At 61.1% G+C, this 23747-nt stretch carries 26 protein-coding genes and 1 tRNA gene; 18 read left to right on the top strand and 9 right to left on the bottom strand.

All coding sequences use genetic code 11. The features are described from left to right. Nucleotides 1–147 precede the first annotated feature (147 nt). On the bottom strand, nucleotides 148–333 hold the full coding sequence (locus tag P775_RS14345; protein WP_099911623.1) for a hypothetical protein: 186 nt from the start codon (nucleotides 331–333) through the stop codon (nucleotides 148–150). Nucleotides 334–591: 258 nt separating this feature from the next. On the opposite strand from P775_RS14345, the gene P775_RS14340 reads away from it, so the two are divergent. Next, nucleotides 592–1140, top strand: coding sequence for a recombinase family protein (locus P775_RS14340; protein ID WP_099911622.1), 549 nt, complete (start codon nucleotides 592–594; stop codon nucleotides 1138–1140). A gap of 146 nt (nucleotides 1141–1286) precedes the next feature. Further along, nucleotides 1287–1634 (top strand): MarR family winged helix-turn-helix transcriptional regulator, encoded by a 348-nt coding sequence (locus P775_RS14335; RefSeq protein WP_099911621.1) that lies wholly within the window; start codon nucleotides 1287–1289, stop codon nucleotides 1632–1634. Between the two features lie 25 nt (nucleotides 1635–1659). Here the strand turns inward: P775_RS14335 and P775_RS14330 are convergent, their stop codons facing one another. Both P775_RS14330 and P775_RS14325 read right to left on the bottom strand, forming a co-directional pair. After that, nucleotides 1660–3078: a tyrosine-type recombinase/integrase gene (locus tag P775_RS14330; RefSeq protein ID WP_099911620.1), complete on the bottom strand. Its 1419-nt coding sequence runs from the start codon at nucleotides 3076–3078 to the stop codon at nucleotides 1660–1662. Nucleotides 3079–3118: 40 nt separating this feature from the next. Further along, nucleotides 3119–3208 (bottom strand) — tRNA-Ser (locus tag P775_RS14325). A 173-nt stretch (nucleotides 3209–3381) separates the two neighbouring features. Here P775_RS14325 and P775_RS14320 point away from each other — a divergent pair. The 7 genes from P775_RS14320 to P775_RS14290 all read left to right on the top strand — a co-directional run bounded on the left by P775_RS14320 (nucleotide 3382) and on the right by P775_RS14290 (nucleotide 9767). Beyond that, the gene (locus P775_RS14320) at nucleotides 3382–4191 is read left to right on the top strand and encodes a DUF2059 domain-containing protein (protein ID WP_099911619.1); all 810 of its coding nucleotides are present in this window, start codon (nucleotides 3382–3384) and stop codon (nucleotides 4189–4191) included. Nucleotides 4192–4411: 220 nt separating this feature from the next. Continuing rightward, nucleotides 4412–5029, top strand: coding sequence for a 50S ribosomal protein L21 (locus tag P775_RS14315; protein ID WP_099911618.1), 618 nt, complete (start codon nucleotides 4412–4414; stop codon nucleotides 5027–5029). Between the two features lie 12 nt (nucleotides 5030–5041). Further along, nucleotides 5042–5311, top strand: coding sequence for a 50S ribosomal protein L27 (gene rpmA / locus P775_RS14310; protein ID WP_099911617.1), 270 nt, complete (start codon nucleotides 5042–5044; stop codon nucleotides 5309–5311). 149 nt (nucleotides 5312–5460) lie between these two features. After that, nucleotides 5461–6000, top strand: coding sequence for a GNAT family N-acetyltransferase (locus P775_RS14305; protein ID WP_099911616.1), 540 nt, complete (start codon nucleotides 5461–5463; stop codon nucleotides 5998–6000). 300 nt (nucleotides 6001–6300) lie between these two features. Further along, a complete protein-coding gene (obgE, locus tag P775_RS14300; RefSeq protein WP_099911615.1) occupies nucleotides 6301–7347 on the top strand; it encodes a GTPase ObgE in 1047 nt (348 codons plus the stop codon). Beyond that, entirely contained in the window at nucleotides 7335–8441 is a 1107-nt protein-coding gene (proB, locus tag P775_RS14295) for a glutamate 5-kinase (protein WP_099911614.1), read from the top strand. The genes obgE and proB overlap by 13 nt, the downstream gene beginning before the upstream one ends. 60 nt (nucleotides 8442–8501) lie before the next feature. Beyond that, on the top strand, nucleotides 8502–9767 hold the full coding sequence (locus tag P775_RS14290) for a glutamate-5-semialdehyde dehydrogenase (protein WP_099911613.1): 1266 nt from the start codon (nucleotides 8502–8504) through the stop codon (nucleotides 9765–9767). Nucleotides 9768–9793: 26 nt separating this feature from the next. Here P775_RS14290 and P775_RS14285 read toward each other — a convergent pair whose 3' ends face one another. Then, complete coding sequence (locus P775_RS14285; protein WP_099911612.1) at nucleotides 9794–10399, bottom strand: histidine phosphotransferase family protein; 606 nt, start codon at nucleotides 10397–10399, stop codon at nucleotides 9794–9796. Nucleotides 10400–10425: 26 nt separating this feature from the next. On the opposite strand from P775_RS14285, the gene P775_RS14280 reads away from it, so the two are divergent. From P775_RS14280 to olsA, 3 genes are all read left to right on the top strand, one after another. After that, nucleotides 10426–10605 (top strand): DUF3553 domain-containing protein, encoded by a 180-nt coding sequence (locus P775_RS14280; protein ID WP_099911611.1) that lies wholly within the window; start codon nucleotides 10426–10428, stop codon nucleotides 10603–10605. A gap of 162 nt (nucleotides 10606–10767) precedes the next feature. After that, the gene (gene olsB / locus P775_RS14275; RefSeq protein WP_099911610.1) at nucleotides 10768–11529 is read left to right on the top strand and encodes an L-ornithine N(alpha)-acyltransferase; all 762 of its coding nucleotides are present in this window, start codon (nucleotides 10768–10770) and stop codon (nucleotides 11527–11529) included. Next, the gene (gene olsA / locus P775_RS14270) at nucleotides 11526–12362 is read left to right on the top strand and encodes a lyso-ornithine lipid O-acyltransferase (RefSeq protein ID WP_425439910.1); all 837 of its coding nucleotides are present in this window, start codon (nucleotides 11526–11528) and stop codon (nucleotides 12360–12362) included. The genes olsB and olsA overlap by 4 nt, the downstream gene beginning before the upstream one ends. On the opposite strand, the gene P775_RS14265 is transcribed toward olsA, so the two are convergent. Beyond that, entirely contained in the window at nucleotides 12359–12982 is a 624-nt protein-coding gene (locus P775_RS14265) for a thiamine phosphate synthase (RefSeq protein WP_099911609.1), read from the bottom strand. The two genes, olsA and P775_RS14265, sit on opposite strands and share 4 nt — an antisense overlap. Nucleotides 12983–13239: 257 nt before the next feature. On the opposite strand from P775_RS14265, the gene P775_RS14260 reads away from it, so the two are divergent. The 3 genes from P775_RS14260 to P775_RS14250 are packed head-to-tail and all read left to right on the top strand — an operon-like array spanning nucleotide 13240 to nucleotide 16667. Then, nucleotides 13240–13986 carry an RNA methyltransferase gene (locus P775_RS14260; protein ID WP_099911608.1) on the top strand — a complete coding sequence of 249 codons (747 nt, stop codon included), beginning with the start codon at nucleotides 13240–13242 and terminating at the stop codon, nucleotides 13984–13986. 54 nt (nucleotides 13987–14040) lie between these two features. After that, the gene (ctaA, locus tag P775_RS14255; RefSeq protein ID WP_099911607.1) at nucleotides 14041–15195 is read left to right on the top strand and encodes a heme A synthase; all 1155 of its coding nucleotides are present in this window, start codon (nucleotides 14041–14043) and stop codon (nucleotides 15193–15195) included. Continuing rightward, nucleotides 15192–16667 carry a carboxypeptidase M32 gene (locus P775_RS14250; protein WP_099911606.1) on the top strand — a complete coding sequence of 492 codons (1476 nt, stop codon included), beginning with the start codon at nucleotides 15192–15194 and terminating at the stop codon, nucleotides 16665–16667. Before ctaA ends, P775_RS14250 begins: the two co-directional genes overlap by 4 nt. A gap of 109 nt (nucleotides 16668–16776) precedes the next feature. Here the strand turns inward: P775_RS14250 and P775_RS14245 are convergent, their stop codons facing one another. Then, the gene (locus P775_RS14245; RefSeq protein ID WP_099911605.1) at nucleotides 16777–17127 is read right to left on the bottom strand and encodes a DUF6614 family protein; all 351 of its coding nucleotides are present in this window, start codon (nucleotides 17125–17127) and stop codon (nucleotides 16777–16779) included. Nucleotides 17128–17327: 200 nt separating this feature from the next. Between P775_RS14245 and P775_RS14240 the strand changes: the two genes are divergently transcribed. Next, nucleotides 17328–17915 (top strand): hypothetical protein, encoded by a 588-nt coding sequence (locus tag P775_RS14240; RefSeq protein ID WP_143520914.1) that lies wholly within the window; start codon nucleotides 17328–17330, stop codon nucleotides 17913–17915. Between the two features lie 71 nt (nucleotides 17916–17986). Here P775_RS14240 and gyrA read toward each other — a convergent pair whose 3' ends face one another. Continuing rightward, nucleotides 17987–20734, bottom strand: coding sequence for a DNA gyrase subunit A (gyrA, locus tag P775_RS14235; RefSeq protein WP_099911603.1), 2748 nt, complete (start codon nucleotides 20732–20734; stop codon nucleotides 17987–17989). Nucleotides 20735–20931: 197 nt separating this feature from the next. On the opposite strand from gyrA, the gene P775_RS14230 reads away from it, so the two are divergent. Beyond that, nucleotides 20932–21198, top strand: coding sequence for an usg protein (locus P775_RS14230; protein WP_099911602.1), 267 nt, complete (start codon nucleotides 20932–20934; stop codon nucleotides 21196–21198). Between the two features lie 199 nt (nucleotides 21199–21397). Here P775_RS14230 and P775_RS14225 read toward each other — a convergent pair whose 3' ends face one another. Together P775_RS14225 and hemB are read right to left on the bottom strand one after the other, a co-directional pair. Beyond that, on the bottom strand, nucleotides 21398–21955 hold the full coding sequence (locus P775_RS14225; RefSeq protein WP_099911679.1) for a lipid-binding SYLF domain-containing protein: 558 nt from the start codon (nucleotides 21953–21955) through the stop codon (nucleotides 21398–21400). Between the two features lie 120 nt (nucleotides 21956–22075). Then, on the bottom strand, nucleotides 22076–23074 hold the full coding sequence (gene hemB, locus P775_RS14220) for a porphobilinogen synthase (RefSeq protein WP_099911601.1): 999 nt from the start codon (nucleotides 23072–23074) through the stop codon (nucleotides 22076–22078). Between the two features lie 141 nt (nucleotides 23075–23215). Here hemB and P775_RS14215 point away from each other — a divergent pair, with 141 nt between their 5' ends. Beyond that, complete coding sequence (locus P775_RS14215; RefSeq protein ID WP_099911600.1) at nucleotides 23216–23725, top strand: component of SufBCD complex; 510 nt, start codon at nucleotides 23216–23218, stop codon at nucleotides 23723–23725. The last annotated feature ends 22 nt before the right edge of the window (nucleotides 23726–23747 follow it).

The raw sequence follows: 23747 nt of genomic DNA, 5'->3' as shown, positions 1-23747 counted from the left end.
GCACATGGGACCCGAGGCAAAAATGGGTCACATATCTGAGCGCCTTATCACATATGCGTGGCAAGCGTTCTTCCCCCTTCGCTTTTACCGGGGGTGGGGTGCCGGACCGTGGGCATGATCACTGCGGCCCAGCATGAGTGGTCTTTCCTAGCCCTCGGAGCGGAGGGTCGATGCTGGGGTCCAATAGATCCGCAGGCGACCACAGCACAGCAGGTATTCACGGCCACAGGACGAGGTCAGCGTCTCGGTCTCCCAGCGATACATGGTGAGGGTGTCATGTTGAGCGTAGAGGCGTCCGACGAACGGGATATTCATGTAAATGAGATCGGTCATGGTTGCGTGTCCTTGATGAGTTGAACGACGCAAGGCACTGTTATCTATGCGACTTTGCATGGTTGGCCTTGCTCACATCCATAGCGGCACCGAGCGCGGCACACAACCCTCCATCACGGCAAGGCTCTCGGGTGTCCTCTTGAGGTATACCCTAGCGAAACATTAGCGCAGGACAGAAACCGTGTCCTTTTAGGGTTGCATTATGATTTTCGGTACACTACCCAGTACGGGTCTAAGAGCCAAAAGGAACACTCGACCATGTCCACCTACGGATACGCAAGGGTCTCGACAGCAGACCAAGACCTGACACTCCAGCGCGAGGCGTTGAAGGCAGCAGGGTGTGAAATCATCAGGGAAGAGAAGATCAGCGGCACAAGCAGGCAAGGACGAGAAGAGCTGAAGACCTTGCTGGAATTTCTGAGGCAGGGTGACACGCTTGTCGTGACGCGGCTGGATCGACTTGCCCGTTCAATGGACGACCTGTCTACCATCGCCAGAGAGCTGCAGGACAAGGGCGTCGCGATCAAGGCTACAGAGCAACCCGTGGACACAAGCAGTGCCGCAGGCAAGGCGTTCTTTCAGATGCTCGGGGTCTTCGCTGAGTTCGAGACCAACCTTCGCCGGGAGCGGCAGATGGAAGGGATTGCAAAGGCGAAAGCAGACGGGGTTTACAAGGGCCGCAAGCCATCCATCGACGTGGGCGAGGTCAAACGGATGCGCGACGAAAAAGGCATGGGCGCGACAGACATTGCTCGTGAACTCGGTATTGCCAGGACGTCAGTTTACAGGGTGCTGAGCGGGACCTGAGACGCGGTCTCGCTGTACGTACTTTCCGCATGGTCACGTCTTGCAGCATACGCATTTGTCTTGATTTGTAGTTCGTCGCCAGCGTTCGCTCTGCCCATCCGTTTCAACCATTGGGGGAACTCTCCTCCAACTACCAAGGCCCAACTATGACAACCTTCCGAAATGACACTGCCCGCCTGAAATTTCGCACGGTCAATGCAATCATTCAAAGGTTCCGCGAACAGGACCCCGACGCGCCTATCCAGCAGGCATTGATATTCTGTTGGGTGGCGCTCAATGAAGGCCGCTCTCAGCGCGACATGAGAGACGCCTTGGGTATCGCTTCCTCGACCTCCTCGCGAAACCTCGCAGCACTGTCTTCAGTACATCGCCTAGGTAAGCCGGGACTGGGGTTGATTGAGTGGATCGAGAGCGGCGAAGACCGCAGAGTGAAGATGCTGCAACTTTCCCAGAAGGGCCGCACCCTTGTGCATCGCTTACTTGGCGACCTTTAACGGGCATCCACTGTTCCTTACCAGCTCAGAACGCCTTCAGATAGCCAGCCCGTGCCAGTTCGGTCCAGACCTTTTCCTGTGCTTCTCTGAGCTGTTCCTCTAGTAGGCCATGGTCGTATGCGGAGTTGGATGAACGAGGACCGGCCCAGCCTCCGAGGTCGTTGATGTCTGCCTCATTAACGCGGGCGCGGCGGGCAACTGTTCGCCATGTGTGCCGCATCGAGTGCAGCGCAAGCGTTCCATCAGAAGCGTCTCCGAGGACGTCACGGCGAAAGCGTGTGAACCATTGCGAAAGGGCGTAGACCTTGCCCACAGAGGCCCGTACAGGCCACTCAGGGAACGCTCTTTCGCTCTCTGGGTTTGCCTCCAGCCGTGCCCTGAGAAGCCCTTGTGCGCCCTCTGGGATGGGCACAAAGCGAACGGCATTTGCTGTCTTGCCGACGATCAGCGAAAAGTGTCGCCCTTGTGGATCCACCTGAGCCTGTTTCAGCGATGCAATCTCATCTGCGCGGCATCCGGTGACAAGCGCAAGGCGCAGAACGTCGCCCTCTCTGGTCCCAGTTGGCGCTTTCGCCAGCAAGGCTTTGATTTCTTCTGCGGAAAAGTCCTGACGGGTTGGATTGCCGTCGCGGGCAGCGCGAGGGACTGACTGGGCGAAAAGCCATGGTGACTTGTAGTGCCGGTGAGTGACGCCGCGCTCAAGCGCCCACGCCCAGAACTGAGAGAGGAGCGTGATATTTTTTGCGATGGTATTGTAAGCCATGCCCTGAGGGGATCGTGTCGTGGTCAAGGAAGGTAGATATTCATCGCGGAAGCGCCTTGCCAACGCTGGGGTGATATCTTCCAGACAGGCGAGTTCGTTCTTGTCCTTGAGAAATGCGCGAAGGTGCTTCACGGCTGTCCGAAGATTGTTGACCGTGGTGGTCGCCAACGGCTTGTAGCCTCTGCGGTTATTGGATCCTCGTTCCTCGACATAGCGTTCAAGCGCCTTGCCGATGGGATAGCCTCTGCCGAATGCAACACGACCAAAGCCTCTCAGCTTTTCCTCAGGCACATCGCGAGCGGCTGCAGCTTCGAGCCTGTCGGACAGCACCATGGACACGCCGCGTTCTTCGCTGGTGTCCAGCCGGATCGCCTCTCGCCATTCCTCTGCAGCATCAAGGCTGAACTTGCCTGAGTCGGATTGGGCAATGACCAGCTTACGGATCTCGCCCAGTGCGATGTCGCGGCTGCGTCTTGCCTCCTGCAAGTATCGAGTCTGGAGGCCCTTCTTGATTTCTTTGCCGAATGGCTTGCCCGTCCACGGGTTCACACTGCCGATCAGCTCAAGTGGAGTCACCATCCGAAAGACCCAGCCGGTGCCGGGGCCGCGTGGTTGTCGAAGGTAGTGTATGTCTTCAGCTTTGCTCCTGTGGTCCATAGTGGACAACGGCTTGCTGGACATCGCTGCAATTTCCCCTTTGGTATCAACACCTTAGGTGAAGTGGCGGAGAGACAGGGATTCGAACCCTGGGAACCCGTAAAGGCTCAACGGTTTTCGAGACCGCCCCGTTCGACCACTCCGGCATCTCTCCGCGGGGGCCTGGTGGGGGGCGTTTAGCCTCAAGTCGGGGCGATGTGCAACAGGGAAAATCAGAATTTTTTGCAAAGAGCCATTCGGCATCACGCCGACGTGGCATCTTGCTGCTTGGAAATCGCGCGCGAGAGCGCTAGCTAGCCCGAAACAAGCACAAAGGAAGCCGCCCCAATGTTCGCGAGACTGAGCGCCATCGCTATTGCTGCCGTCACTGCTTGGCCCGTCTGGGCAGCGCCGTCGGACGATCTGCTCAAGGCGCTGGGGGTGGACCAGATCATTGCAGTCATGCGGACCGAAGGGTTGGAGTATGGCGACGAGCTGGCGCAGGACATGCTGCCTGGCGGCAGGTCGCCGGCCTGGTCTGCGGCGGTGTCGTCCATATATGACACAGATCAGATGTACGATACGGTGCGCGACGGGGTGGCACAATCCCTGGGTGATCAGGATCTGACCCCGCTGCTGGACTATCTGGGCACCGAAGAGGGCAAGCGGGTTGTGGCGCTGGAAATCGATGCCCGTCAGGCGCTGGTGGAACCGGCTGCTGAAGATGTGGCCCGCAGCACGTTTCGCGATTTGGACGGCACTGGGAATCCCCGGCTTGCACAGCTGGACAGGCTTGTTGATGCAAATGATCTGGTCGAGGCCAATGTCACCGGCGCGCTGAACGCCAGCTACAATTTCTACACCGGGCTCGCCGAGGGCGGCGCGCTGGAGATGTCTGAAGATGAGATCCTGTCGGATGTCTGGGATCAGGAAGAGGAGACCCGTCAGGACACGCGCGAATGGCTTTACGGTTACATGCTGTTGGCTTACGGGCCGCTTAGCAACGAGGCGCTGGGGGAGTATATCGACATCTCTTCCAGTGAGGCGGGGCAGGCGATGAATCGCGCGCTTTTCACTGGGTTTAACACGATGTACGACAACATCTCGCGTCAACTGGGTCTGGCGGCGGCGGGACAGATGCAAGCGCAGGACCTCTAGATCCGCTTGGAAACGCTCTGGAGGAGATTGATGTCCACAGCGGCTTGACAAACTGGGCTTCGGGTAAGATAAGCGCGGCTCTTGGGTCGGCGCAGCTGCATCGGCCCCAGAGGTTATTGACATGACGCCCAGAGGGGCGCGCAGTTCGAAGGCGGCGCAAGCCAGAAACACCTGCAAACGGGCAGGGGCCACAGGACGCGGAAGATAAAGGAAGACACGCATGTTTGCGGTACTGAAAACCGGCGGCAAGCAATACAAGGTCCAGTCGGGCGATATGCTCCGGGTGGAACGGCTTGCGGCTGATGCTGGTGAAAAAATCCAGTTCAACGATATCCTGATGCTTGGCGGTGATGATGTGACCGTTGGCGTGCCCTTTGTGGCCGGTGCTGCGGTTCAGGCCGAAGTGATCGACCAGATCAAGGGCGACAAGGTCATCCACTTCGTCAAGCGTCGTCGTAAGCACGGTTCGCAGCGCACCAAGGGTCACCGTCAGAAGCTGACACTGATCCGCGTGACGGATATTCTCGCGTCCGGCGGTGCTGACACGGGTCTGAAGGCTGCGATCGGTACGGGTTCCGTTCCCATGGCTGCCGCGCCCAAGGTCGAGAAGAAATCTGCAGCGCCCAAGGCTGCTGCTGGCAGCGACGATCTCAAGGTGCTTTCGGGCGTTGGCCCCGCGCTTGAGAAGAAGCTGCATGCAGCAGGCATCACCACCTATGCGCAGATCGCTGCATGGACCGATGCGGATGTCGAAAACTTCGGTGAAGTCCTGTCCTTCAAGGGCCGGATCGAGCGTGAAGGCTGGATCGAACAAGCCAAAGATCTGGCTGCGAAATAAGGAGACCAACCCATGGCACACAAAAAAGCAGGCGGTTCCTCCCGCAACGGTCGCGACTCTGCGGGTCGTCGTCTTGGCGTGAAACTCTTCGGCGGCCAGGCGGCCATCGCGGGTAACATCATCGTGCGTCAGCGCGGCACGAAGTTCTGGCCGGGCGAAGGCGTTGGTCTGGGCAAGGATCACACGATCTTTGCCGTGACCCAAGGCGCCGTGACCTTCCACAAGGGCCTGAAAGGCCGCACCTTTATTTCGGTTCTGCCGGTGGCGGAGGCCGCTGAGTAAGCCGTCCTTAAGGTTTGAAAGACACTAGGGGATCGGCAGCCGCCGGTCCCCTTTTTGTTTTTGATGCAGTTTTGCCTGTCATGTGATTTGGCAAGTGGGAGCTGTATAAACCGTATCTCGTTACCGTTGTGTTGCGGAGGAGAAAACACATGAGCCTAGACCACGCCGTCGTGCAGCCGACTGTCCTGACCGAGCGTTTCGACCTGCGCCCCTTGCGCCGTTCGGACGCCGGTCTTATCGCCTATTACACCGCTGACAAGCGGCTGGCCGATATGACGACCAGCATTCCCCATCCCTTGCCGCCCGGCGCGACCGAGGCCTATGTCAGCCGCGCCATGTCGCCAGAGCGCAGCGAGGATATCTGGGCCATGGATGGCACCAAGGTCGACGGGGCCGAGGTCATGGGCGTGATTTCACTGGAGCGCATGGACCGCAATCAGTCCGAAGTGGGCTATTGGGTGGCGCCGGCGTTCTGGAACACCGGCCTTGCGTCCGAAGCCGTGCGCGCGCTGATCGAAGCCAACCCGATGAACAGTGAGACGATGTTCGCCAGTGTCTTTCAGGAAAACTTGGCCTCTGCCCGGGTGCTGACCAACTGTGGTTTTGAATATATCGGCGATGCAGAAGCGTTTTGCGTGGCGCGCAACACCAAGGTGGCCACCTGGACATACCTCAGACGGCTGGGATGATGACGAGGACGCAATACAGCATCGGACCTTGCACACCGGGCTGGTTGTCTTGCGTCCTGCCCCGCCCGAAGATGCCTAGGCTTTTGCCGGGTATCTGAACGATTACGATGTGGCGCGACGGCTGAGCCGGGTGTGACATCCCCATCCGTTGGCGACAGATCACATGGCCGTGGCCTGAACTTTCGAACAGAACACCGGGCTTTTGTCCGACCGGCACGATACAAGCCAGAAGTGCGGCAAGGCTTGAGCCTGACCCCGTAACCCTATATCGCCTGACGCGAACAATATTCGAGGCACGCCATGAAATTTCTTGACCTCTGCAAGGTCTATATCCGCTCTGGTGGCGGTGGTGGCGGCTCTGTCAGCTTTCGCCGTGAAAAATACATTGAATTCGGCGGCCCCGACGGCGGGGACGGCGGCAATGGCGGCTCGGTCTGGGCCGTGGCTGTTGACGGGCTGAACACGCTGATCGACTTTCGCTACCAGCAGCACTTTTTCGCCAACAGCGGCCAGCCCGGCATGGGCCAGCAGCGTACTGGCAAGACCGGTGACGATATCATACTGCGCGTTCCCGTCGGGACAGAGATCCTTGACGAAGACGAGGAGACCGTTCTGGCGGACATGACCGAACTGGGCCAGCGCGTGCAGCTGGCGCGCGGCGGCAACGGCGGCTGGGGCAACCTGCATTTCAAGACCGCCACCAATCAGGCACCGCGCCGCGCCAACCCCGGACAGCCGGGCGTGGAACGCACGATCTGGCTGCGGTTGAAGCTGATTGCGGATGTCGGTCTACTGGGCCTGCCCAATGCGGGCAAGTCGACCTTTCTGGCCGCCACGTCCAATGCCCGGCCCAAGATCGCCGATTATCCCTTTACCACGCTGCACCCGAACCTGGGTGTCGTGGGGGTCGATAATGTGGAATTCGTCGTTGCCGATATTCCCGGCCTTATCGAGGGCGCACATGAGGGGCGGGGGCTTGGGGATCAGTTCCTGGGCCATGTGGAACGCTGCGCTGTGCTGCTGCATCTGGTGGATGGCACGTCCGGCACCCTGATCGAGGATTACCAGACCATCATCGGTGAGCTTGAGGCTTATGGCGAGGGGCTGAACGACAAGCCCCGGATCACCGTGCTGAACAAGGTTGATGCGCTGGATCCAGAGGAACGCGCCTTTCTGCGCGAAGAGCTGCAGAAGGCAGTTGGTGCCAAGGTGATGCTGATGTCCGGCGTCAGCAAGGAAGGCACGGTCGAAGTGCTGCGCGCGCTGCGTGCCGAAATCGACGACAACCGCCTGCTGGGACGCACGGCAGAAACCGAGGCGGAGGAGGACGCGCCTTGGCGTCCCTGACCACCGCCCGTCGGCTGGTTGTTAAGATTGGGTCTGCGCTGCTGGTGGACCGCAAGACCGGAGCGCTGCGGCTGGATTGGCTGCGCTCTGTCGCCGAGGATGTGGCCCGGATCAAAGCGCGCGGCGCGGATGTGGTGCTGGTGTCGTCTGGGTCAATCGCGCTGGGGCGGCAGGTGTTGCGCCTGCCCGCCACGGTGCTGCCGCTGGAACAGTCGCAGGCCGCTGCCGCTGTTGGTCAGATCCGCCTTGCCCGCGCCTGGGAAGAGGCGCTGACGCCGCATGGGATCACCACCGCGCAGATCCTGGTGACGCTTGAGGACAGCGCGGATCGCCGTCGCTACCTCAATTCCCGCGCCACGATGGAGACGCTGCTGGGCTTTGGCGCCGTGCCCATCGTGAATGAAAACGACACTGTTGCCACGGATGAGATCCGTTATGGCGACAATGACCGGCTTGCCGCGCAGGTTGCGGTGACGGTCGGAGCGGATCAGCTGATCCTGCTGTCGGATGTGGATGGCTTTTACACCGGCAACCCCCAGACGGACCCGACCGCCACCCGCTATGACGTGATCGAGCATATCACGTCCGAGATCGAGGCCATGGCCGGCGATGCCGGATCGGGCCTGTCCAAGGGGGGCATGAAGACCAAGCTGATGGCGGCCAAGACTGCAACCGCTTCGGGGTGTGCGATGGCGATCAGCGACGGCTTTGTGCTGCACCCCCTGAGCGCGCTGGAAAACGGCGCCAATGCCACCTGGTTCACGCCCCATCTGGACCCGCATCTGGCGCGCAAACGCTGGATTGCGGCGATGAAACCGCAGGGCACGCTGGTGGTCGATGCCGGTGCGGCGCAGGCGCTGGCATCGGGAAAATCGCTGCTGCCTGCCGGAATTGCCGCGGTCGAGGGCAGCTTTGGTCGGGGTGATCCGGTGGCGATCCGCAGCGTCGACGGGCGCGCGCTGGGGCAGGGGCTGACCCGCTATACGGCCGCTGAGGCCCATGCCATCAAGGGCCATCAGAGCCATGAGATCGAAACGCTGCTGGGCTACCCAGGGCGCGCCGCGCTGATCCACCGCGACGACATGGCGCTCTGAACGCCCCGGCCTTATCTCTTTCCAAATACGCAAGATGCAACGCAGTCAAAGGCTTGAACGATGCAGGATATGACAGACATCCCCACCCTGATGAAAAATATCGGCGCCCGTGCCCGGGCCGCTGCTGCCGAGCTGAGCCATGCCACCCCAGAGTCCAAGCAAAAGGCCCTGACCCTGGGAGCAGATGCGCTGTGGTCGGCGCGTGAGGCGGTTCTGGCCGCGAATGAAAAGGACATGACCTATGGTCGTGACAAGGGTCTGTCCGAGGCGATGCTGGATCGTCTGCTGCTGACAGAGGCACGGATCACGGCCATGTGTGACGGTCTGCGCGCCATTGCAGCGCAGTCCGATCCGGTGGGACAGGTTGTGGCGGAATGGGATCAGCCGTCGGGGCTGCATATCCGCCGGGTGCGCACGCCGCTGGGCGTGATCGGGGTGATCTACGAATCCCGGCCCAATGTGACGGCAGATGCGGGGGCGCTGTGCCTGAAATCCGGCAATGCGGTGATCCTGCGCGGCGGGTCCGAGAGTTTTCATTCCTCGACCGCGATCCATGGCGCGCTGGTCGAAGGCCTGCGTGCGGCGGAGCTGCCCATAGATGCGATCCAGCTGGTACCGACACGGGACCGCGCGGCGGTGTCGGCCATGCTGACCATGACCGACAGTATTGACGTGATTGTGCCCCGGGGTGGCAAGGGGCTGGTGGGGCTGGTGCAGAAAGAGGCGCGCGTGCCGGTTTTTGCCCATCTCGAAGGGATCGTGCACATCTATGTCGACAAGGACGCTGATCCGGTCAAGGCGCTGAATGTGATCCTGAACGCCAAGACCCGCCGCACGGGCATCTGCGGTTCTGCCGAATGCCTGCTGATCCACCGCGAGGTGGCGGATACCATCGGGCAGGGTGTCATCCGGGCCCTGATGGCGGCTGGCGTCGAGGTGCGCGCTGACGAGACACTGCAGGTGATCGAGGGCACGCTCGCCGCCACACCGGACGATTGGGGGCACGAATACCTCGACAGCATCATCGCGGCCAAGGTTGTGGACGATATCGATGCGGCGATCGCGCATATTAGAACTTATGGGTCGCAGCACACCGAATGCATCCTGACTGAAGATCCCGACGCGGTTGCGCGTTTCTTTGAACGGGTGGACAGCGCGATCCTGATGCACAACGCCTCGACCCAGTTCGCGGATGGCGGGGAATTTGGCATGGGAGCCGAGATCGGCATCGCCACGGGCAAGCTGCATGCACGTGGTCCGGTCGGGGCAGAGCAGCTGACCAGTTTCAAGTATCTGGTCACCGGCGATGGCACAGTGCGCAGCTAGCGCTGGCGGCCTTTGTCCCGTCTGGGTCAGAGGTCGAGGGTCAGAACATCCTCTTCATAGCGGACGCGCGGGGCATGGCCCGTATCCTGCGCGATGAGCTGCAGCATCCGGAACTGAACCCGGGCCGAGGTCAACTCGACCTCGAATATGGGGTCGGTCAGCATCTGCCACAGATCCGGATCGTACAGGATGCGCGGCCCACGCCCCGTGATGTGCCAGTGCGCGCCGCGCCGTTCAAAAACGACGGTTCCGCGCTGCGGCAGGGCGGTTTCAAAGCACAAGAGCCCGAGGAAGGCCAATTGCACATCACGTCTGCTGAGGGCTTCGGTCGGGCGCCAGTCGGCCAACAAACGGGACCCCTTTTCCAAACTCGTTAGTATACTAACAACTTCGGACCGGCCCAGCTGCTGGCTGTCGGACGATGTGCCAAAAGCCACCCGGAAGAAGCGGATGCGCGCCTGGGCATTGTTGCAGCTGTCGCCGATCAGTTCGATTTCCGGCCCCGCGCTGGCGGCCGTGTCGTTCATCGCCAAAAGTTCCAGCCCGTTGTTGATCGCCCCTACGGGGCTGATCAGGTCATGGCAAATCCTTGCCCCTACCAAAGCGGCCAGATTGGCGCTATCCTGCTTCATCGACACCTCGGGCTGAAAGAATTTGAATGAGCGATCTGAACGCATCTCTGGAACCTGGTATGCTGGTTACACATCCCGATTGCCCGGAGTGGGGAACGGGACAGGTGCAGTCCAATATCGGCGGTCGGATCACGGTGAACTTTCGCGAAGAGGGCAAGGTGGTTATTGATGGCCGCCGTATCACGCTATTGCCCGTATTTGATTAAAGCTTTCAGAAAACATAATAGATCAACATGGTTTCACTTTCGTTAATGCGCGCGGTTTCCAAAACCGAAATTCCAGAACCAAGTGAAAAAGGTGACTGTTGCCAAGCGTAACCTGCCCGCCTAGAAGCGGGCAACAGGTTTCACGCAGCGGAAGTATCGCAGATGAACACCCAAGCCCCCCAGTTCAGTGCGCAGCTTGCGCAGAACGACGCGGATCTCCAGGCTGCGCAGCGGTTGCGCTATGACGTGTTCGTGCGCGAACTTGGCGGTGGCGGTGATGAGGTGGATCATGAAAACGGGCTTGAAAAAGACCGTTTCGATCCGTTCTTTGACCATCTTCTTTTGCGAGACGAGTCGCGCGGTGGTGCTGTGATTGGTGTCTACCGGCTGTTGCCGGGCACGCGGGCCGAAGCCGCAGGCGGTTTCTATTCAGAAGCGGAATATGATCTGGAACCGCTGCGAAGATCCGGCCGCAAGCTGTTGGAACTGGGGCGTTCCTGCCTGCATCCAGAGTATCGTGGCGGATCGGCGATGTTTTACCTCTGGCAGGCTCTGGCCCGGTATGTGGCCGAGCGCGAGATAGAAATCCTGTTTGGCGTGGCGAGCTTTCACGGCACGGATGTGGCGGCGCTTGCCCATCCGCTGAGCCATCTGCACTATCGTCACAGCGCGCCCGAGGAGCTGCGTGTGCGTGCCCGCGACTATCAGCCGATGGCGCTTCTGGCGGAACCGGATGTCGATCGCAAGCGCGCGATGATCGAGACGCCCTCCCTGATCAAGGCCTATCTGCGGCTTGGCGGTTTGGTGGGGGACGGTGCCTATGTGGATCATGCCTTTAACACCACGGATGTCTGCCTGGTCATCGACACGGCGCGGATGAATGAACGGCAGAAAAGCCTTTATACGAAGGATGTTCCGGCGTGACGCCCACCTGGACGGGGTCGGATATGCCACCGCCGCAGCGTCTTGGGTTGATGGACTGGCTGCGGGTGCTGCTGCGCGGTTCCGTGCTGGGGCTGGTGACCTTTGGCGGTTTGCTGGTGCTGCTGCTGGTGCGTCTGGTGGAGCGGCCGATGTACGGTGTGGACCGGCCCGTCACGCCCTATATCACGCAGGGCGTCTGTCGGGCGGCCTTTGTCATTCTGCAATTGCCGATCCAGGTGCGGGGGCCGCGGATGGTCGGGCCCGGGGCGATTGTGGCCAACCATTCGTCCTGGCTCGATATTTTTGCGCTGAATGCACGCAAGAACGTCTATTTTGTGTCGAAATCCGAGGTGGCGGGCTGGCCCGGCATAGGCTGGCTGGCGCGCGCCACAGGCACGGTGTTCATCCGCCGCGACCCGCGCGAGGCAGCCAATCAGGCGAAGCTGTTTGAAGAGCGGCTGATGCATCGTCATCGCCTGCTGTTCTTTCCCGAGGGCACATCGACAGATGGGATGCGGGTTTTACCTTTCAAATCAACGCTTTTTGCGGCGTTCTTTGCGGATGAGTTGAAGCATGAGCTGCAGATCCAGCCGGTCAGCGTGATCTATCACGCGCCCGAAGGTGCCGATGCGCGGTTCTATGGCTGGTGGGGTGACATGAGCTTTGGCGCGCATCTGATCAAGACGCTGGCGGCGCGGCGACAGGGCCGGGTCGAGCTGGTCTATCATGCGCCAGTGCGGGTCGATGGCTTTGCGAACCGCAAGTCGCTTGCTAGCCATGTGGAGGGTGTTGTGCGCTCCGGCCATGCGCTGGCCGAAGCGCATCAGGCCTAGCCGCGGATCGCGGCGGTCAGGCGGGCCAGCGCGGCAGAAGGGTCTTCCTGGTTCCAGACTTCTTCTCCAAAGGCAAAGAAATCCGTTATGGTAGAAAGGTTTGCAACCTCTTCCACATCCAGCGCCCCTTCGGCGACGCAGGGCAGTTCAATGACCTCGGACCACCACTGGAACAGCTCACGTTCCACCACGGCGCCGTCCCCAAGGTCGGTCTGGCCGATGGGGCCGAAGCTGACGTAATCGGCGCCGGATTCGCCGGCGGCCATGCCTTCGTGGCGGGACTGGGCGCAGTAGGCGCCGACGATGGCGTCGTCACCCAGTTCCTTGCGGGCCCAGCGGACGGAACGTGCGCCGTCGAGAAGATGCACGCCGTCAAGGCCCAGACGCTGCGCCAGAACCACATGTGTGTCGAGAACCAGAGCGACATCAAACTGATGCGCGACCTCGCGCACGGCGTCGGCGGCGCGCAGGATGCGGTCTTCGTCGCGGGTGGCAAGGGCCAGACGGATACAGGCGACGTCCGTCGATTCCAGAACCTTTGCAAGGGTTTGCGGGAAAACGTTCAGGTCGAATTCTGGGGGGGTAATGAGATAGATTTGCGGCTGTTCGGTTTCGGCCATCTTGGCAGGCTCCTGATAGAATTTGGCCCGCTATAAAGCGGATCAGCGCCATTGACCATCGGCCTTGGCGCGATTTCCCGGGAACCGCGCCGGGAAAGACGCAGGTCTGGCAGGGCAAAAAACACCATATGGAAACGGTATGGAAAACGTATGGATTGCGTATGGCGGCTGATACGGCTGCCACAAGACGGCGCGCCTTTGTTGCAGCCGCCCACCCAAGTGGTAAGAGGCTGATCTAGACCATCAGGAGCCGCCCCATGCCGACAGAGACACCGCAACCCGCCTTTGTGCTGGTGAACCCCCAGATGGGCGAAAACATCGGGGCGGCGGCGCGGGCAATGTGGAACTTTGGCCTTGACCGGATCCGGCTGGTGGCACCGCGCGATGGCTGGCCCAATCAGAGCGCCGTTGCCATGGCCACGGGCGCAGGTCGGTTGCTGGACGAGGCGCAGGTGATGCAGACCACGGCCGAGGCTGTGGCCGATTGCACATTCGTCATGGCGACCACCGCGCGCAACCGGGACCTGACCAAACCGATCTATGCGCCGGAACAGGCGATGAAGATCGCGCATGAGCGTATCGCCAAGGGTGAAAAGGTGGCCATCCTGTTCGGGCCGGAACGTGCGGGCCTTGAGAACCCGGATATTGCGCTGGCCAATGCGATCATCTCGGTGCCGGTCAATCCAAAGTTTGCCTCGCTCAACCTTGCGCAATGTGTGTTGCTGACCGCCTATGAATGGCAACGTCACGCGGTCGAGATCACGCAAGAGACGGTTGAGCTTGCCGGGGGGCAATGGGCCACCCAGACCGAAGTGCAGAAGCTGTCGGACCATTACGAAGAGCGGATGGAGACGGCAGGGTTCTTTTTCCCCGAGCACAAGGCCGACAGCATGAAGCTGAACCTGCGCAATCTGTGGTCGCGGATGCCGCTCACGCAGGCGGATGTGCGGATGCTGCACGGCGTCATGCGTCAAATGGTGCGGTGGAAAGAACGTGGTGACTGACTTGAAGGCCCCGGGTGCGCGGCCTAGTGTCCAAGCCGACAAAAGGAGCGGGATATGAGCGGAAAACGCAGTATCTTTGAGGAGGTTGGCGCGGAACCGGCCGAGACAAAGTCCAAACCGGCCAAGCTGGGGGTGATCGACGCGGGCAAACGCGGCGCACGGCGGGGCATCCGGCTGTGGCTGATGCTGCTGTTTGCGCTGGTCATGGTGATGATCGCGGTGGGCGGGTTGACCCGGCTGACCGACAGCGGGCTGTCGATCACCGAATGGCGCCCTATCATGGGGGCGCTGCCGCCGATGGACGCCGCAAGCTGGCAATCGGAATTCGACAAATATCGCGAGATTCCGCAATACCAGTTGCAAAACAAAGGCATGAGCCTGACCGAGTTCCAGTTCCTTTATTGGTGGGAATGGGGTCACCGCCAGCTGGGCCGGGTGATCGGCCTTGTCTGGGCGCTTGGCTTTTTCGGCTTTCTGGCGGCGCGGCAGATCCCGCGCGGCTGGACGGGCCGGTTGTTTGTGCTGGGCATTCTGGGTGGTGCGCAGGGGGCGATCGGCTGGTGGATGGTTGCCTCTGGCCTGAGCGGCGAGATGGTTTCGGTGGCAAGCTATCGGCTCGCGACGCATCTGGGGCTGGCCTTTGTGATCCTTGGGGTGATTTCGTGGTATGTCTTTGCGCTGGGGCGTGAAGAGCGCGAGCTGATGCAGGCGCGCCGCACCCGCGAGGGGCAGCTTGCGCTGCTGGTGAGCGTTCTGGCGGGGCTGGCCTTTATGCAGATCCTGATGGGCGCGCTGGTGGCGGGGATTGACGCCGGGCGCAACTATACCGACTGGCCGCTGATGGCGGGGGGATTCCTGCCGCCGACACCGTTGGAGATCACGCCGGTCTGGCGGAATTTCTTTGAAAACGACGGGCTGGTGCAGTTTGTGCACCGCATGACCGGTTATCTGCTGATGGCCTTTGGGATCTTTGTCTGGGCGCGGTCGCGCCGGTCGCCCAATGGCGCGACGAAGTTCCGGTTCAACGCGGTGCTGGCGATGCTGGTGCTGCAGATGATGCTGGGCATTGCGACGGTGCTGTATGGTGCGCCCTGGCACATTGCCATCGTGCATCAGGTGGGCGCGGTTGTGCTCTGGGTGCTGATCTTGCGGGCCCGCTTTGCCGCCTGTTATCCGACATTCCAATCCGTAAGGGGAATCACACGATGAGTGCTTATGAAGATCTGATGGCATTTCAACGCGAGACGACAGCGCTTGGCCAGATCGCGGGGCGTCTGGGCTGGGATCAGGAGACGATGATGCCGCGTGGTGCGGCCGCGCAGCGGGGCGAGGAGATGGGCGCCATCGAGGGTGTGCTGCATGCGCGGCGCATCGATCCGCGTGTGGGCGGCTGGCTGTCCGAGATTGACGATGCCGGTCTGAATGGCGTCGGTCAGGCACAGATGCGCCATATCCGGCGCACCTATGCGCGCACGCAGAAGGTGCCCGCCAAGCTGGCGGCCGAACTGGCGCGCGTGACCAGCGAGGCGCAGGGCGTCTGGGCTGAGGCGCGGGCGGCGGATGATTTTGCGGCTTTTGCACCGACGCTGAAGCGGGTTCTGGCGCTGCGCCGCGAAGAGGGTGCGGCGCTGTCGGAGGGGGGCGATGTCTATGACGCGCTGCTGCAGGATTACGAACCCGGTGCCACGGCAGAAAGCCTGTCGCAGATGTTTGGCGCGCTGCGTCCGCGTCTGGTGGATCTGCGCGAACGCATCCGTGCCCAGCCGCAACCCAAGGGGCCGGAGGGCACGTTTGACGCCGCCGCCCAGATGGAGCTGACGCGCAAGATCGCCGTGGCCTTTGGCTATGACTTGACGCGCGGTCGGATCGACAAGGCGGTGCATCCGTTTTCGTCCGGGTCGGGCAATGATGTGCGCATCACCACGCGGACGAGCGCGACAGATCCGTTCAACTGCTTGTATTCCACCATCCATGAGGTCGGCCATGCCACCTATGAGCAGTCCATTGCGCAGGAGTATCACCTGACGCCTTTGGGTGAGGGTGTGTCTATGGGCGTGCATGAAAGCCAGAGCCGGATCTATGAGAACCAGCTGGGGCGCAGCCGCGCCTTTACTGGCTGGCTGTTCGGGCAGATGGTCGAGACATTCGGCGATTTCGGGATTTCCGATCCGGATGCGTTTCACGCGGCGGTGAACCGCGTGCAGAACGGCTATATCCGTACGGAAGCCGATGAGGTGCAGTACAACCTGCATGTGCTGCTGCGCTTTGATCTGGAACGCTCGCTGATCAGCGGTGCGCTGGAGGTCGAGGATCTGGAAGCGGCGTGGAATGCGCGGTTCCTGGCTGATTTCGGCTTTGCCGTGGACAAGCCGTCACATGGGGTGCTGCAGGATGTGCACTGGTCGGTGGGGCTGTTCGGCTATTTCCCGACCTATACGCTGGGCAATGTCTATGCGGGCTGTCTGCATCAGGCGCTGCGCAGTGCGGTGCCGGATCTGGACGATCAGCTGTCACGCGGAGAGCTGTCTGCCGCAACCGGGTGGCTGTCGGAAAATGTGCAGCAGCACGGTGGGCTGTACCGCCCGCGCGAAGTGATCGCCAAGGCCTGTGGGTTCGAGCCGAACGAAGGTCCGCTGCTGGATTACCTCGACACCAAATTCGCTGCGATCTACGGGATCTGAGGCGCGCGTGGCAGGATGAAGGCAAGGGCCGGGGCATTCCCGGCCTTTGCGTGGATCAGAGCCGTTGTGGGATGCCGTCTGCCGCCAGAGGGAACCCCCACAACGGGCGTCAGATCAGCGCCATGCGTTCGGCGCGTTCCGGGTCCGGGTAAGGACGATAGAGGCCGATGCTGCTGTGCGCGATAAGCACCCTGACATTGGAATAGAGGCGTGCCACCTTTTCGTCATGTTCGCCCAGAACACGAAACGCCTGGTCGAGCTGGCCCATGTTTTCGAATTCGATTTCCAGCAGGAAATCGCGGTGATCGTCGCTGGCCAGGTTCAGCTTGCGGCGCAGCAGGCGCCACGATTTGATGGCCTTGCGACCCTTGAGGTATTCCATCCAGAGATCAACCGCCTCTGCAAAGGCGAGCGCCTTGGCGTCATTATGAATGTCGATCTGGCAGTGATAGAGGTTCATGTGCCGTTTCTCCGTCGTGGCAGGTTGCGGCGGGACCTTGCGCCCAAAACCTGACCAAGAGGTAAAGAGCCACGCGGCATCCTCCTGAGGACGAAAATCGTGTGTTCTCTGGTCCATATGGGGGGCATAACGCGGAATGCGATAACGCGATCTTCATGAATCCCGTCCTAGACATGGTGAACTCCAGACAGAGATTTGCCATGATCCCTTTCGTTTTACGCAGAAATCCAGACCGGAAGTTGCCGCCCTGCGGCCTGTTGGTGGCGCTGATCCTGACGCTGTTCGGCACGTCCCTTGTGGCGCTGGAGCGTCCCGCGCAGATTTGGGATCACAAGGACTGGCATGCCAGTTACGAGCAGGGGCGCTGCGCGATCTGGACGGGGGGCGACGGCGCGGGAACCTATGAGATCGCCTTTGACATGGGCGGCATGAACGCCAGCGCGCGCTATCTGCCCATCGTTTACAGCAATCTTCCGCTTCCGCTGCAGCCAGAGGATGAGTTTGTGCTGATCATAGATCATCACATGTCGCAGTTCGGCAGTGAAATGAGCGTTTATGACGGCCGGGACAGCTATGACCGCCAGATGGTGGCTGCGGGGATGACCGCTGGATTTGTGCCCGATCTGGTCGTGGCACTGCGTCAGTCGGAGAGTGTTGCGGTGCAGGTGATGCGGGATGGAGAGGCGCCGTTCATCGCCGACGACTTCTCTCTCTCGGGGTTTGGCGCCAGCTATCTGAAGATTTCGGAATGGTGCCAGTTCGACCCGAACGCCCTGTTCCGGTCCTGATCGCATCGGGTTGCCCGGCATAGTATCGGATTGCCCGGTGGCGTCGAAACACCGCCGGGCAATCCGGTATCTTATTCTTCGGCTGCGGGCTGATCGTCTTCGCCCTCTTCTTCACCCTGATCAGCGATCCAGGCGACAGAAACAACGGTTTCGCCCTTGCCAGTGTTGAAGACCTTGACCCCACCCGCACTGCGCGAGCGGAACGAGATGCCTTCGACCGGGACGCGGATCGACTGACCCTTGGAGGTTGCCAGCATGATCTGATCGTCCAGCGTGACCGGGAAAGAGGCGACCAGTTCACCGCCGCGCATCGCCTTGTCCATGGCCATGACACCCATGCCTCCGCGTCCGCGCAACGGATAATCATGTGAGGAGCTGAGCTTGCCCGAACCCTGTGCCGTGATGGTCAGGATCAGGTTTTCGGCGGCGGACATTTCGGCATAGCGTTCCTGGGTGATGGCGCCGGGGGCAACATCGTCGTCATCTTCGTTTTCGGCATCATCGGCCAGACCCGCCATGGCGCGGCGCATCTTGAGGTATGCGGCACGTTCCTGCGGATCGGCGATGAATTGGCGGATGATCGACATGGACACGACCTTGTCCGTACCCGTCAGGCGGATGCCCCGCACACCCGTGGATTTGCGGCCCTTGAAGACCCGCACATCGGTGGTGCGGAACCGGATGGCGCGGCCCGAATCGGTGAACAGCATCACATCGTCCTCTTCGGACGCAATGCGGGCATTCACCAGGCTGACACCGTCGGGCAGTTCCATCGCGATCTTGCCGTTGCGCATGACATTGGTGAAATCCGACAGCGCATTGCGGCGGACATCCCCGGCAGAGGTCGAGAAGATGATCTGCAGATCGTCCCAGTCTTTTTCATCCCGGTCCACCGGCATGATGGCGGCAATCGACACACCCGTTGGAATAGGCAGGATGTTGACAATCGCCTTGCCCTTGGAGGTGCGACCGCCCGCAGGCAGGCGCCAGGTCTTGAGCTTGTAGACCATACCGGCCGTTGTGAAGAACAACAGCTGGGTGTGGGTGTTGGCGACGAACAGCGTGGTGACCACGTCATCCTCTTTCAGCCCACCACCCGACACACCCTTGCCGCCGCGCTTCTGGCTGCGGAAATCAACCAGCGGCGTGCGTTTGATGTAACCGGACTGTGTCACGGTCACGACCATATCGGCGCTCTCGATCAGGTCTTCGTCTTCCATGTCGCCGGACCAGTCGAGGATCTGGGTGCGGCGCGGCACGGCGAACAAGTCGCGCACTTCGCGCAGTTCGTCCGAGATGATGCCCATGATGCGGTCACGGCTGCCCAGAATCTCCAGGTATTCCTTGATCTTGGTGGCAAGGTCTTCAAGTTCGTCGGTGACTTCCTTGACACCCAGCTGGGTCAGACGCTGCAGGCGCAGTTCCAGAATGGAGCGGGCCTGAATTTCCGACAGGTTGTAGGTGCCGTCCGGGTTGGCCGGGTGGGTCGGATCATCGATCAGCTTGATGAAGGGCAGGATTTCCCCCGCGGGCCAGCGGCGTTCCATCAGCTTTACGCGCGCCTCTGACGCATCCATGGAGGCGCGGATGGTGGCGACGACTTCGTCCACATTGCTGACGGCGACGGCCAGACCACATAGGATGTGGCTGCGTTCGCGCGCCTTGCGCAGCAGATAGGCGGTGCGACGTGCCACGACATCTTCGCGGAAGTCGACAAATGCAGTCAGAAAGCCGCGCAGGGTCAGCTGTTCGGGACGGCCACCGTTCAGCGCCAGCATGTTGCAGCCAAAGTAGGTCTGCATCGGCGTGAAGCGGAACAGCTGGTTCAGCACGACCTCGGCCGTGGCGTCGCGTTTGAGTTCGATGACAACGCGCACGCCGTCACGGTCGGATTCGTCCTGAACATGGGCGATGCCGTCGATCCTCTTGTCACGGGCGGTTTCGGCGATGCGTTCGATCATCGTTGCCTTGTTCACCTGATAAGGGATCTCTTCGATGATGATCGCCCAGCGGTCGCGCCGAATCTCTTCGACCCGGGTCTTGGCGCGGATGATGACGCTGCCACGGCCCTCAAGGTACGCCTTGCGCGCGCCCGAGCGGCCCAGCATCAGCCCGCCGGTCGGAAAATCGGGGCCGGGGACATATTCGATAAGCTGTTCGGAGGTCAGATCAGGATCTTCGATCAGCGCAAGGCAGGCATCCACCACTTCGCCCAGGTTGTGCGGCGGGATGTTGGTGGCCATGCCGACAGCGATGCCGCCTGCGCCATTGACCAGCATGTTCGGAAAGCGCGCGGGCAGGACGGTGGGTTCGCGGTCCTTGCCATCATAATTGTCCTGGAAATCGACGGTGTCCTTGTCGATATCGGCCAGAAGGAAAGCGGCAGGCTTATCCATGCGCACTTCGGTGTAACGCATGGCGGCGGCATTGTCGCCGTCCATGGAGCCGAAGTTGCCCTGACCATCCAGCAGCGGCAGCGACATGGAGAAATCCTGTGCCATCCGCACCAGCGCGTCATAAATCGCGCTGTCGCCATGGGGGTGATATTTCCCCATCACGTCACCCACCGGGCGGGCCGATTTGCGATAGGGCTTGTCATGGCTGTTGTTGGTTTCGGACATCGCATAAAGGATGCGCCGGTGCACAGGTTTTAGCCCGTCGCGCAGATCGGGGATCGCGCGGCTCACGATCACGCTCATCGCGTAATCGAGGTAACTTGTCTTCATTTCATCCGTGATGGAAATCGTGGGGCCCGAGTGCACTGCGCGCTCCGGGCGATTTTCATCTGAATTATCAGGGGGTTCCGGCGTATCGCTCACGTGATCTACCTGTCCGTCATTTTTCTATATATTGTTGGGCCTTCTATATCAGACGCAGGATAAGGGGCGCAATGCCCGCGACAGGTCAATTCTGGCAGCCAAGGGGCCTCTGTGCTAACATGCTGTTTTTATTGAAAAGTAAATTTCTGCTTGGCATGATTCCCACACGGCAATTTGGGATCACAAGGAGCGCGAGGATGCAAAGCGAAACCGAACTGATGCTGCGGGGCTACGGGCTGACCACGGCGGAACTCTACTATCGCATGCCCGACTACAAGAACGTGCTGAACAGCTACATCTGGCAGGATTACGATCTGGCGCCGGATCACAAGAAGCTCTTCGGATTCATCGAATTCTGGCAGGACAGCATCGAGGGACCGTTACACTCGGTCCGCTTCACCCATCGCAAGATGATCTCAGCCGGGGAATGGCGCAATGTGGTGGGAGAGTTCCGCTACCACTGACCGCCTCTGGCTGGCCCCCCCGCCATTCACACCCCCGGGATATTTTAAGACAGGTGAGGCGGGGCGGCCCCTTGTGTTTCACCTGTCCCTAAATATCCCAGGGTGAATTGAGCCCCCCGAGGGGCTCAAGAGGGGCAGCGCCCCTGAAATGAGCCATTCTGTGCGCCGCTAGGCGCGCCGCTGGATCACAGATTGCGGATCAGGGGATGATGCGGCTGTATTTCACGCCGTCCAGTGTGGCGCCGACGCGCAGGCCCGACTGGCCAAAGATGATCGCAATAACCGGCGAGAGCGAGGTCGTCGTCTCGGCCGCGAGGGTTTCGCCGCGCTCGGGGGTCGCATATTCGACATTTGCGCTGGCGGCCCAGCCAGGCGAGCGGCGGAAGTCCATCAGCGCGCCCTCGGTCATGAAGAACAGCACATGCGCATATTGCTGCGCGCCGATCTGCAGGCCGGCGCTTGCCTTTGTGGTTGAATAGTAATCGACAGTCACCCCCCCGACCCGCAGCGCGCCGCGCCCGTATGCGCCGCCAAAGCCAAGACCGACCTCGGTCACCAGTGGCATCACCAGAGTGCCGGTAGACTTGCTTTCCAGCTGGCGGGTGTTGGGGTACTGGCTGTAAAGCTGCTGCAGCGTGGCATCAACGCGGGCGTCGATTGTGGCGGCACCGTTGCTGCCAACACCGTTGTTGCAGGCGGCCAGAAGGCCGGTGGCGCCTAGCGCAAGGGTGAAGCCGCGTCGGGAGAAAACTGTCATGGGGGCGCTCATTTCTATGTTGCCAATGCCTCTGATCCGGCCGTCCTGCCGATTGTCGCAGTTTATACCGCCTCGGGGCCGTGCTGTCACCATCCTTGGCCCCGGATCGGCGTCTGACCGCTAGCCGTTGAGCAGTTTTGCGGCCGCGGGCGCGAAATAGGTCAGCACGCCGTCACATCCCGCGCGCTTGAAGGCCATGAGCGATTCCAGCATGGAGCGGTCACCGTCGATCCAGCCGTTCTGCGCTGCACCCGCCAGCATCGCGTATTCGCCGGACACCTGATAGGCGAAGGTGGGCGCGCCGAACATGTCCTTGGCGCGGCGGCAGATGTCGAGATAGGGCATGCCCGGCTTGACCATGATCATGTCCGCGCCTTCGCTCAGGTCGCGTTCGATCAGGCGCATCGCCTCATCCGAATTGGCGGGATCCATCTGGTAGGTCTTCTTGTCGCCCTTGAGCGCACCCGAGGCACCCACCGCATCGCGGAACGGGCCGTAGAAAGCCGAGGCGTATTTCGCCGCGTAACTGAGCAGCAGGACGTTGCGAAAACCGCCCTGCTCCAAGGCCGTGCGCATGGCGCCGATGCGCCCGTCCATCATGTCCGAGGGGCCGATGATGTCGGCGCCGGCCTCGGCCTGGCTCATCGCCTGTTTCACCAGCGCTTCGACCGTGCGGTCATTCACGATCTCGCCGTTTTCGATAAATCCGTCGTGGCCCGTGTCGCTGTAGGGGTCGAGCGCCACATCGGTCATCACGGCGATATCGGGCACGGCGGCCTTGATCGCGCGGGTTGCGGTGTTGGAGAGGTTATTGGGGTTCCACGCCTCGGCGCAGTCTTCGGTGCGTTTGGAGGGGTCTGTATAGGGAAAGAGGCAGATCGCCGGGATGCCAAGGGCATGCGCCTCGACTGCCGCCTCGACGACCTTGTCGACCGAACGGCGCATCACGCCGGGCATCGATGCCACGGGTTCTTCTATGCCCTCACCGTCGCGCACGAAGACCGGCCAGATGAAATCGCCGGGGGTTAGGGTGGTTTCGCGCACGAGGTCGCGCAGGCCGGGGGTGCGGCGGGTGCGGCGCAGACGGGTGGCGGGAAAGGGGGCAAGTGTGGGTTTCATCTGACAGGTCCTTGTAAACGCCCTTGTTGGGTGGCATGGAATGAGAGGTATCTCAAGGGTTGCGTTGTGCAAATCGGCCATGGTCGACTTTGGTCGTGGCCCCCGGTGGGACGGATTCGGCTGGATTAGGACTGTCCTCTCATGGTCTTTGAAGTGATCGACATGCAGTCGTTTTCGAGCCTCTGGTTCTGGATCGCGCTTGCCGCCGTCTGGTCTTCGGTCAGCCACTGGGTGCTGGGGGTGCCGTTTGACATGGTCACGCGGGCCCGCCATCTGGGCGGTCAGGCCGAGGCGGATCTTGAGCATCTTGCGCGCATCCACATTGAGCGGTCGCTGCGCACAGTCGAGGAGTCGGGGTTGTGGCTGATGGCCTTTGGCTGTTTCCTTCTGGCCGGTCTGGGGCTTTTGGCGTTTGTCTATTGGATCGAGCTGGCGCAGGCGCTGTTTTTTCTGGGATTTCCGCTGGTGCTGGTCTGGATACTGTCGCTGCGCACGGCCCATCGCATCCGCAGTGAGGCTGCGGCTGGGGCACTGCTGTGCAAGCGGCTGACGCATCTGCGCTATGTCACACAGGCGATTGGTCTGCTGTCGCTGTTTGTCACCTCGCTTTGGGGGATGTATTCCAACCTCTCGGCGGGGTTCCTTGGTTGACGAGGGACGCGTTCCGCGCCAT

Source organism: Puniceibacterium antarcticum (assembly GCF_002760615.1).
Taxonomy (GTDB): Bacteria; Pseudomonadota; Alphaproteobacteria; order Rhodobacterales; family Rhodobacteraceae; genus Puniceibacterium; species Puniceibacterium antarcticum.
The sequence above is the reverse complement of the archived record's forward strand: the minus strand, read 5'-3'. Positions and strand labels throughout refer to the sequence as shown.

Bases quoted from the DNA above. Each gene is read 5' to 3' on its own strand.
- obgE (WP_099911615.1), top strand. From the start codon at position 6,301: ATGAAATTTCTTGACCTCTGCAAGGTCTATATCCGCTCTGGTGGCGGT.
- P775_RS14225 (WP_099911679.1), bottom strand. From the start codon at position 21,955: ATGACAGTTTTCTCCCGACGCGGCTTCACCCTTGCGCTAGGCGCCACC.
- P775_RS14305 (WP_099911616.1), top strand. From the start codon at position 5,461: ATGAGCCTAGACCACGCCGTCGTGCAGCCGACTGTCCTGACCGAGCGT.
- ctaA (WP_099911607.1), top strand. From the start codon at position 14,041: ATGAGCGGAAAACGCAGTATCTTTGAGGAGGTTGGCGCGGAACCGGCC.
- P775_RS14345 (WP_099911623.1), bottom strand. From the start codon at position 333: ATGACCGATCTCATTTACATGAATATCCCGTTCGTCGGACGCCTCTAC.
- P775_RS14335 (WP_099911621.1), top strand. From the start codon at position 1,287: ATGACAACCTTCCGAAATGACACTGCCCGCCTGAAATTTCGCACGGTC.
- P775_RS14330 (WP_099911620.1), bottom strand. From the start codon at position 3,078: ATGTCCAGCAAGCCGTTGTCCACTATGGACCACAGGAGCAAAGCTGAA.
- P775_RS14245 (WP_099911605.1), bottom strand. From the start codon at position 17,127: ATGAACCTCTATCACTGCCAGATCGACATTCATAATGACGCCAAGGCG.
- P775_RS14340 (WP_099911622.1), top strand. From the start codon at position 592: ATGTCCACCTACGGATACGCAAGGGTCTCGACAGCAGACCAAGACCTG.
- P775_RS14250 (WP_099911606.1), top strand. From the start codon at position 15,192: ATGAGTGCTTATGAAGATCTGATGGCATTTCAACGCGAGACGACAGCG.
- P775_RS14280 (WP_099911611.1), top strand. From the start codon at position 10,426: ATGAGCGATCTGAACGCATCTCTGGAACCTGGTATGCTGGTTACACAT.
- hemB (WP_099911601.1), bottom strand. From the start codon at position 23,074: ATGAAACCCACACTTGCCCCCTTTCCCGCCACCCGTCTGCGCCGCACC.
- P775_RS14215 (WP_099911600.1), top strand. From the start codon at position 23,216: ATGGTCTTTGAAGTGATCGACATGCAGTCGTTTTCGAGCCTCTGGTTC.
- P775_RS14230 (WP_099911602.1), top strand. From the start codon at position 20,932: ATGCAAAGCGAAACCGAACTGATGCTGCGGGGCTACGGGCTGACCACG.
- P775_RS14285 (WP_099911612.1), bottom strand. From the start codon at position 10,399: ATGAAGCAGGATAGCGCCAATCTGGCCGCTTTGGTAGGGGCAAGGATT.
- P775_RS14240 (WP_143520914.1), top strand. From the start codon at position 17,328: ATGATCCCTTTCGTTTTACGCAGAAATCCAGACCGGAAGTTGCCGCCC.
- P775_RS14260 (WP_099911608.1), top strand. From the start codon at position 13,240: ATGCCGACAGAGACACCGCAACCCGCCTTTGTGCTGGTGAACCCCCAG.
- P775_RS14320 (WP_099911619.1), top strand. From the start codon at position 3,382: ATGTTCGCGAGACTGAGCGCCATCGCTATTGCTGCCGTCACTGCTTGG.
- P775_RS14290 (WP_099911613.1), top strand. From the start codon at position 8,502: ATGCAGGATATGACAGACATCCCCACCCTGATGAAAAATATCGGCGCC.
- P775_RS14265 (WP_099911609.1), bottom strand. From the start codon at position 12,982: ATGGCCGAAACCGAACAGCCGCAAATCTATCTCATTACCCCCCCAGAA.
- rpmA (WP_099911617.1), top strand. From the start codon at position 5,042: ATGGCACACAAAAAAGCAGGCGGTTCCTCCCGCAACGGTCGCGACTCT.
- olsB (WP_099911610.1), top strand. From the start codon at position 10,768: ATGAACACCCAAGCCCCCCAGTTCAGTGCGCAGCTTGCGCAGAACGAC.
- P775_RS14315 (WP_099911618.1), top strand. From the start codon at position 4,412: ATGTTTGCGGTACTGAAAACCGGCGGCAAGCAATACAAGGTCCAGTCG.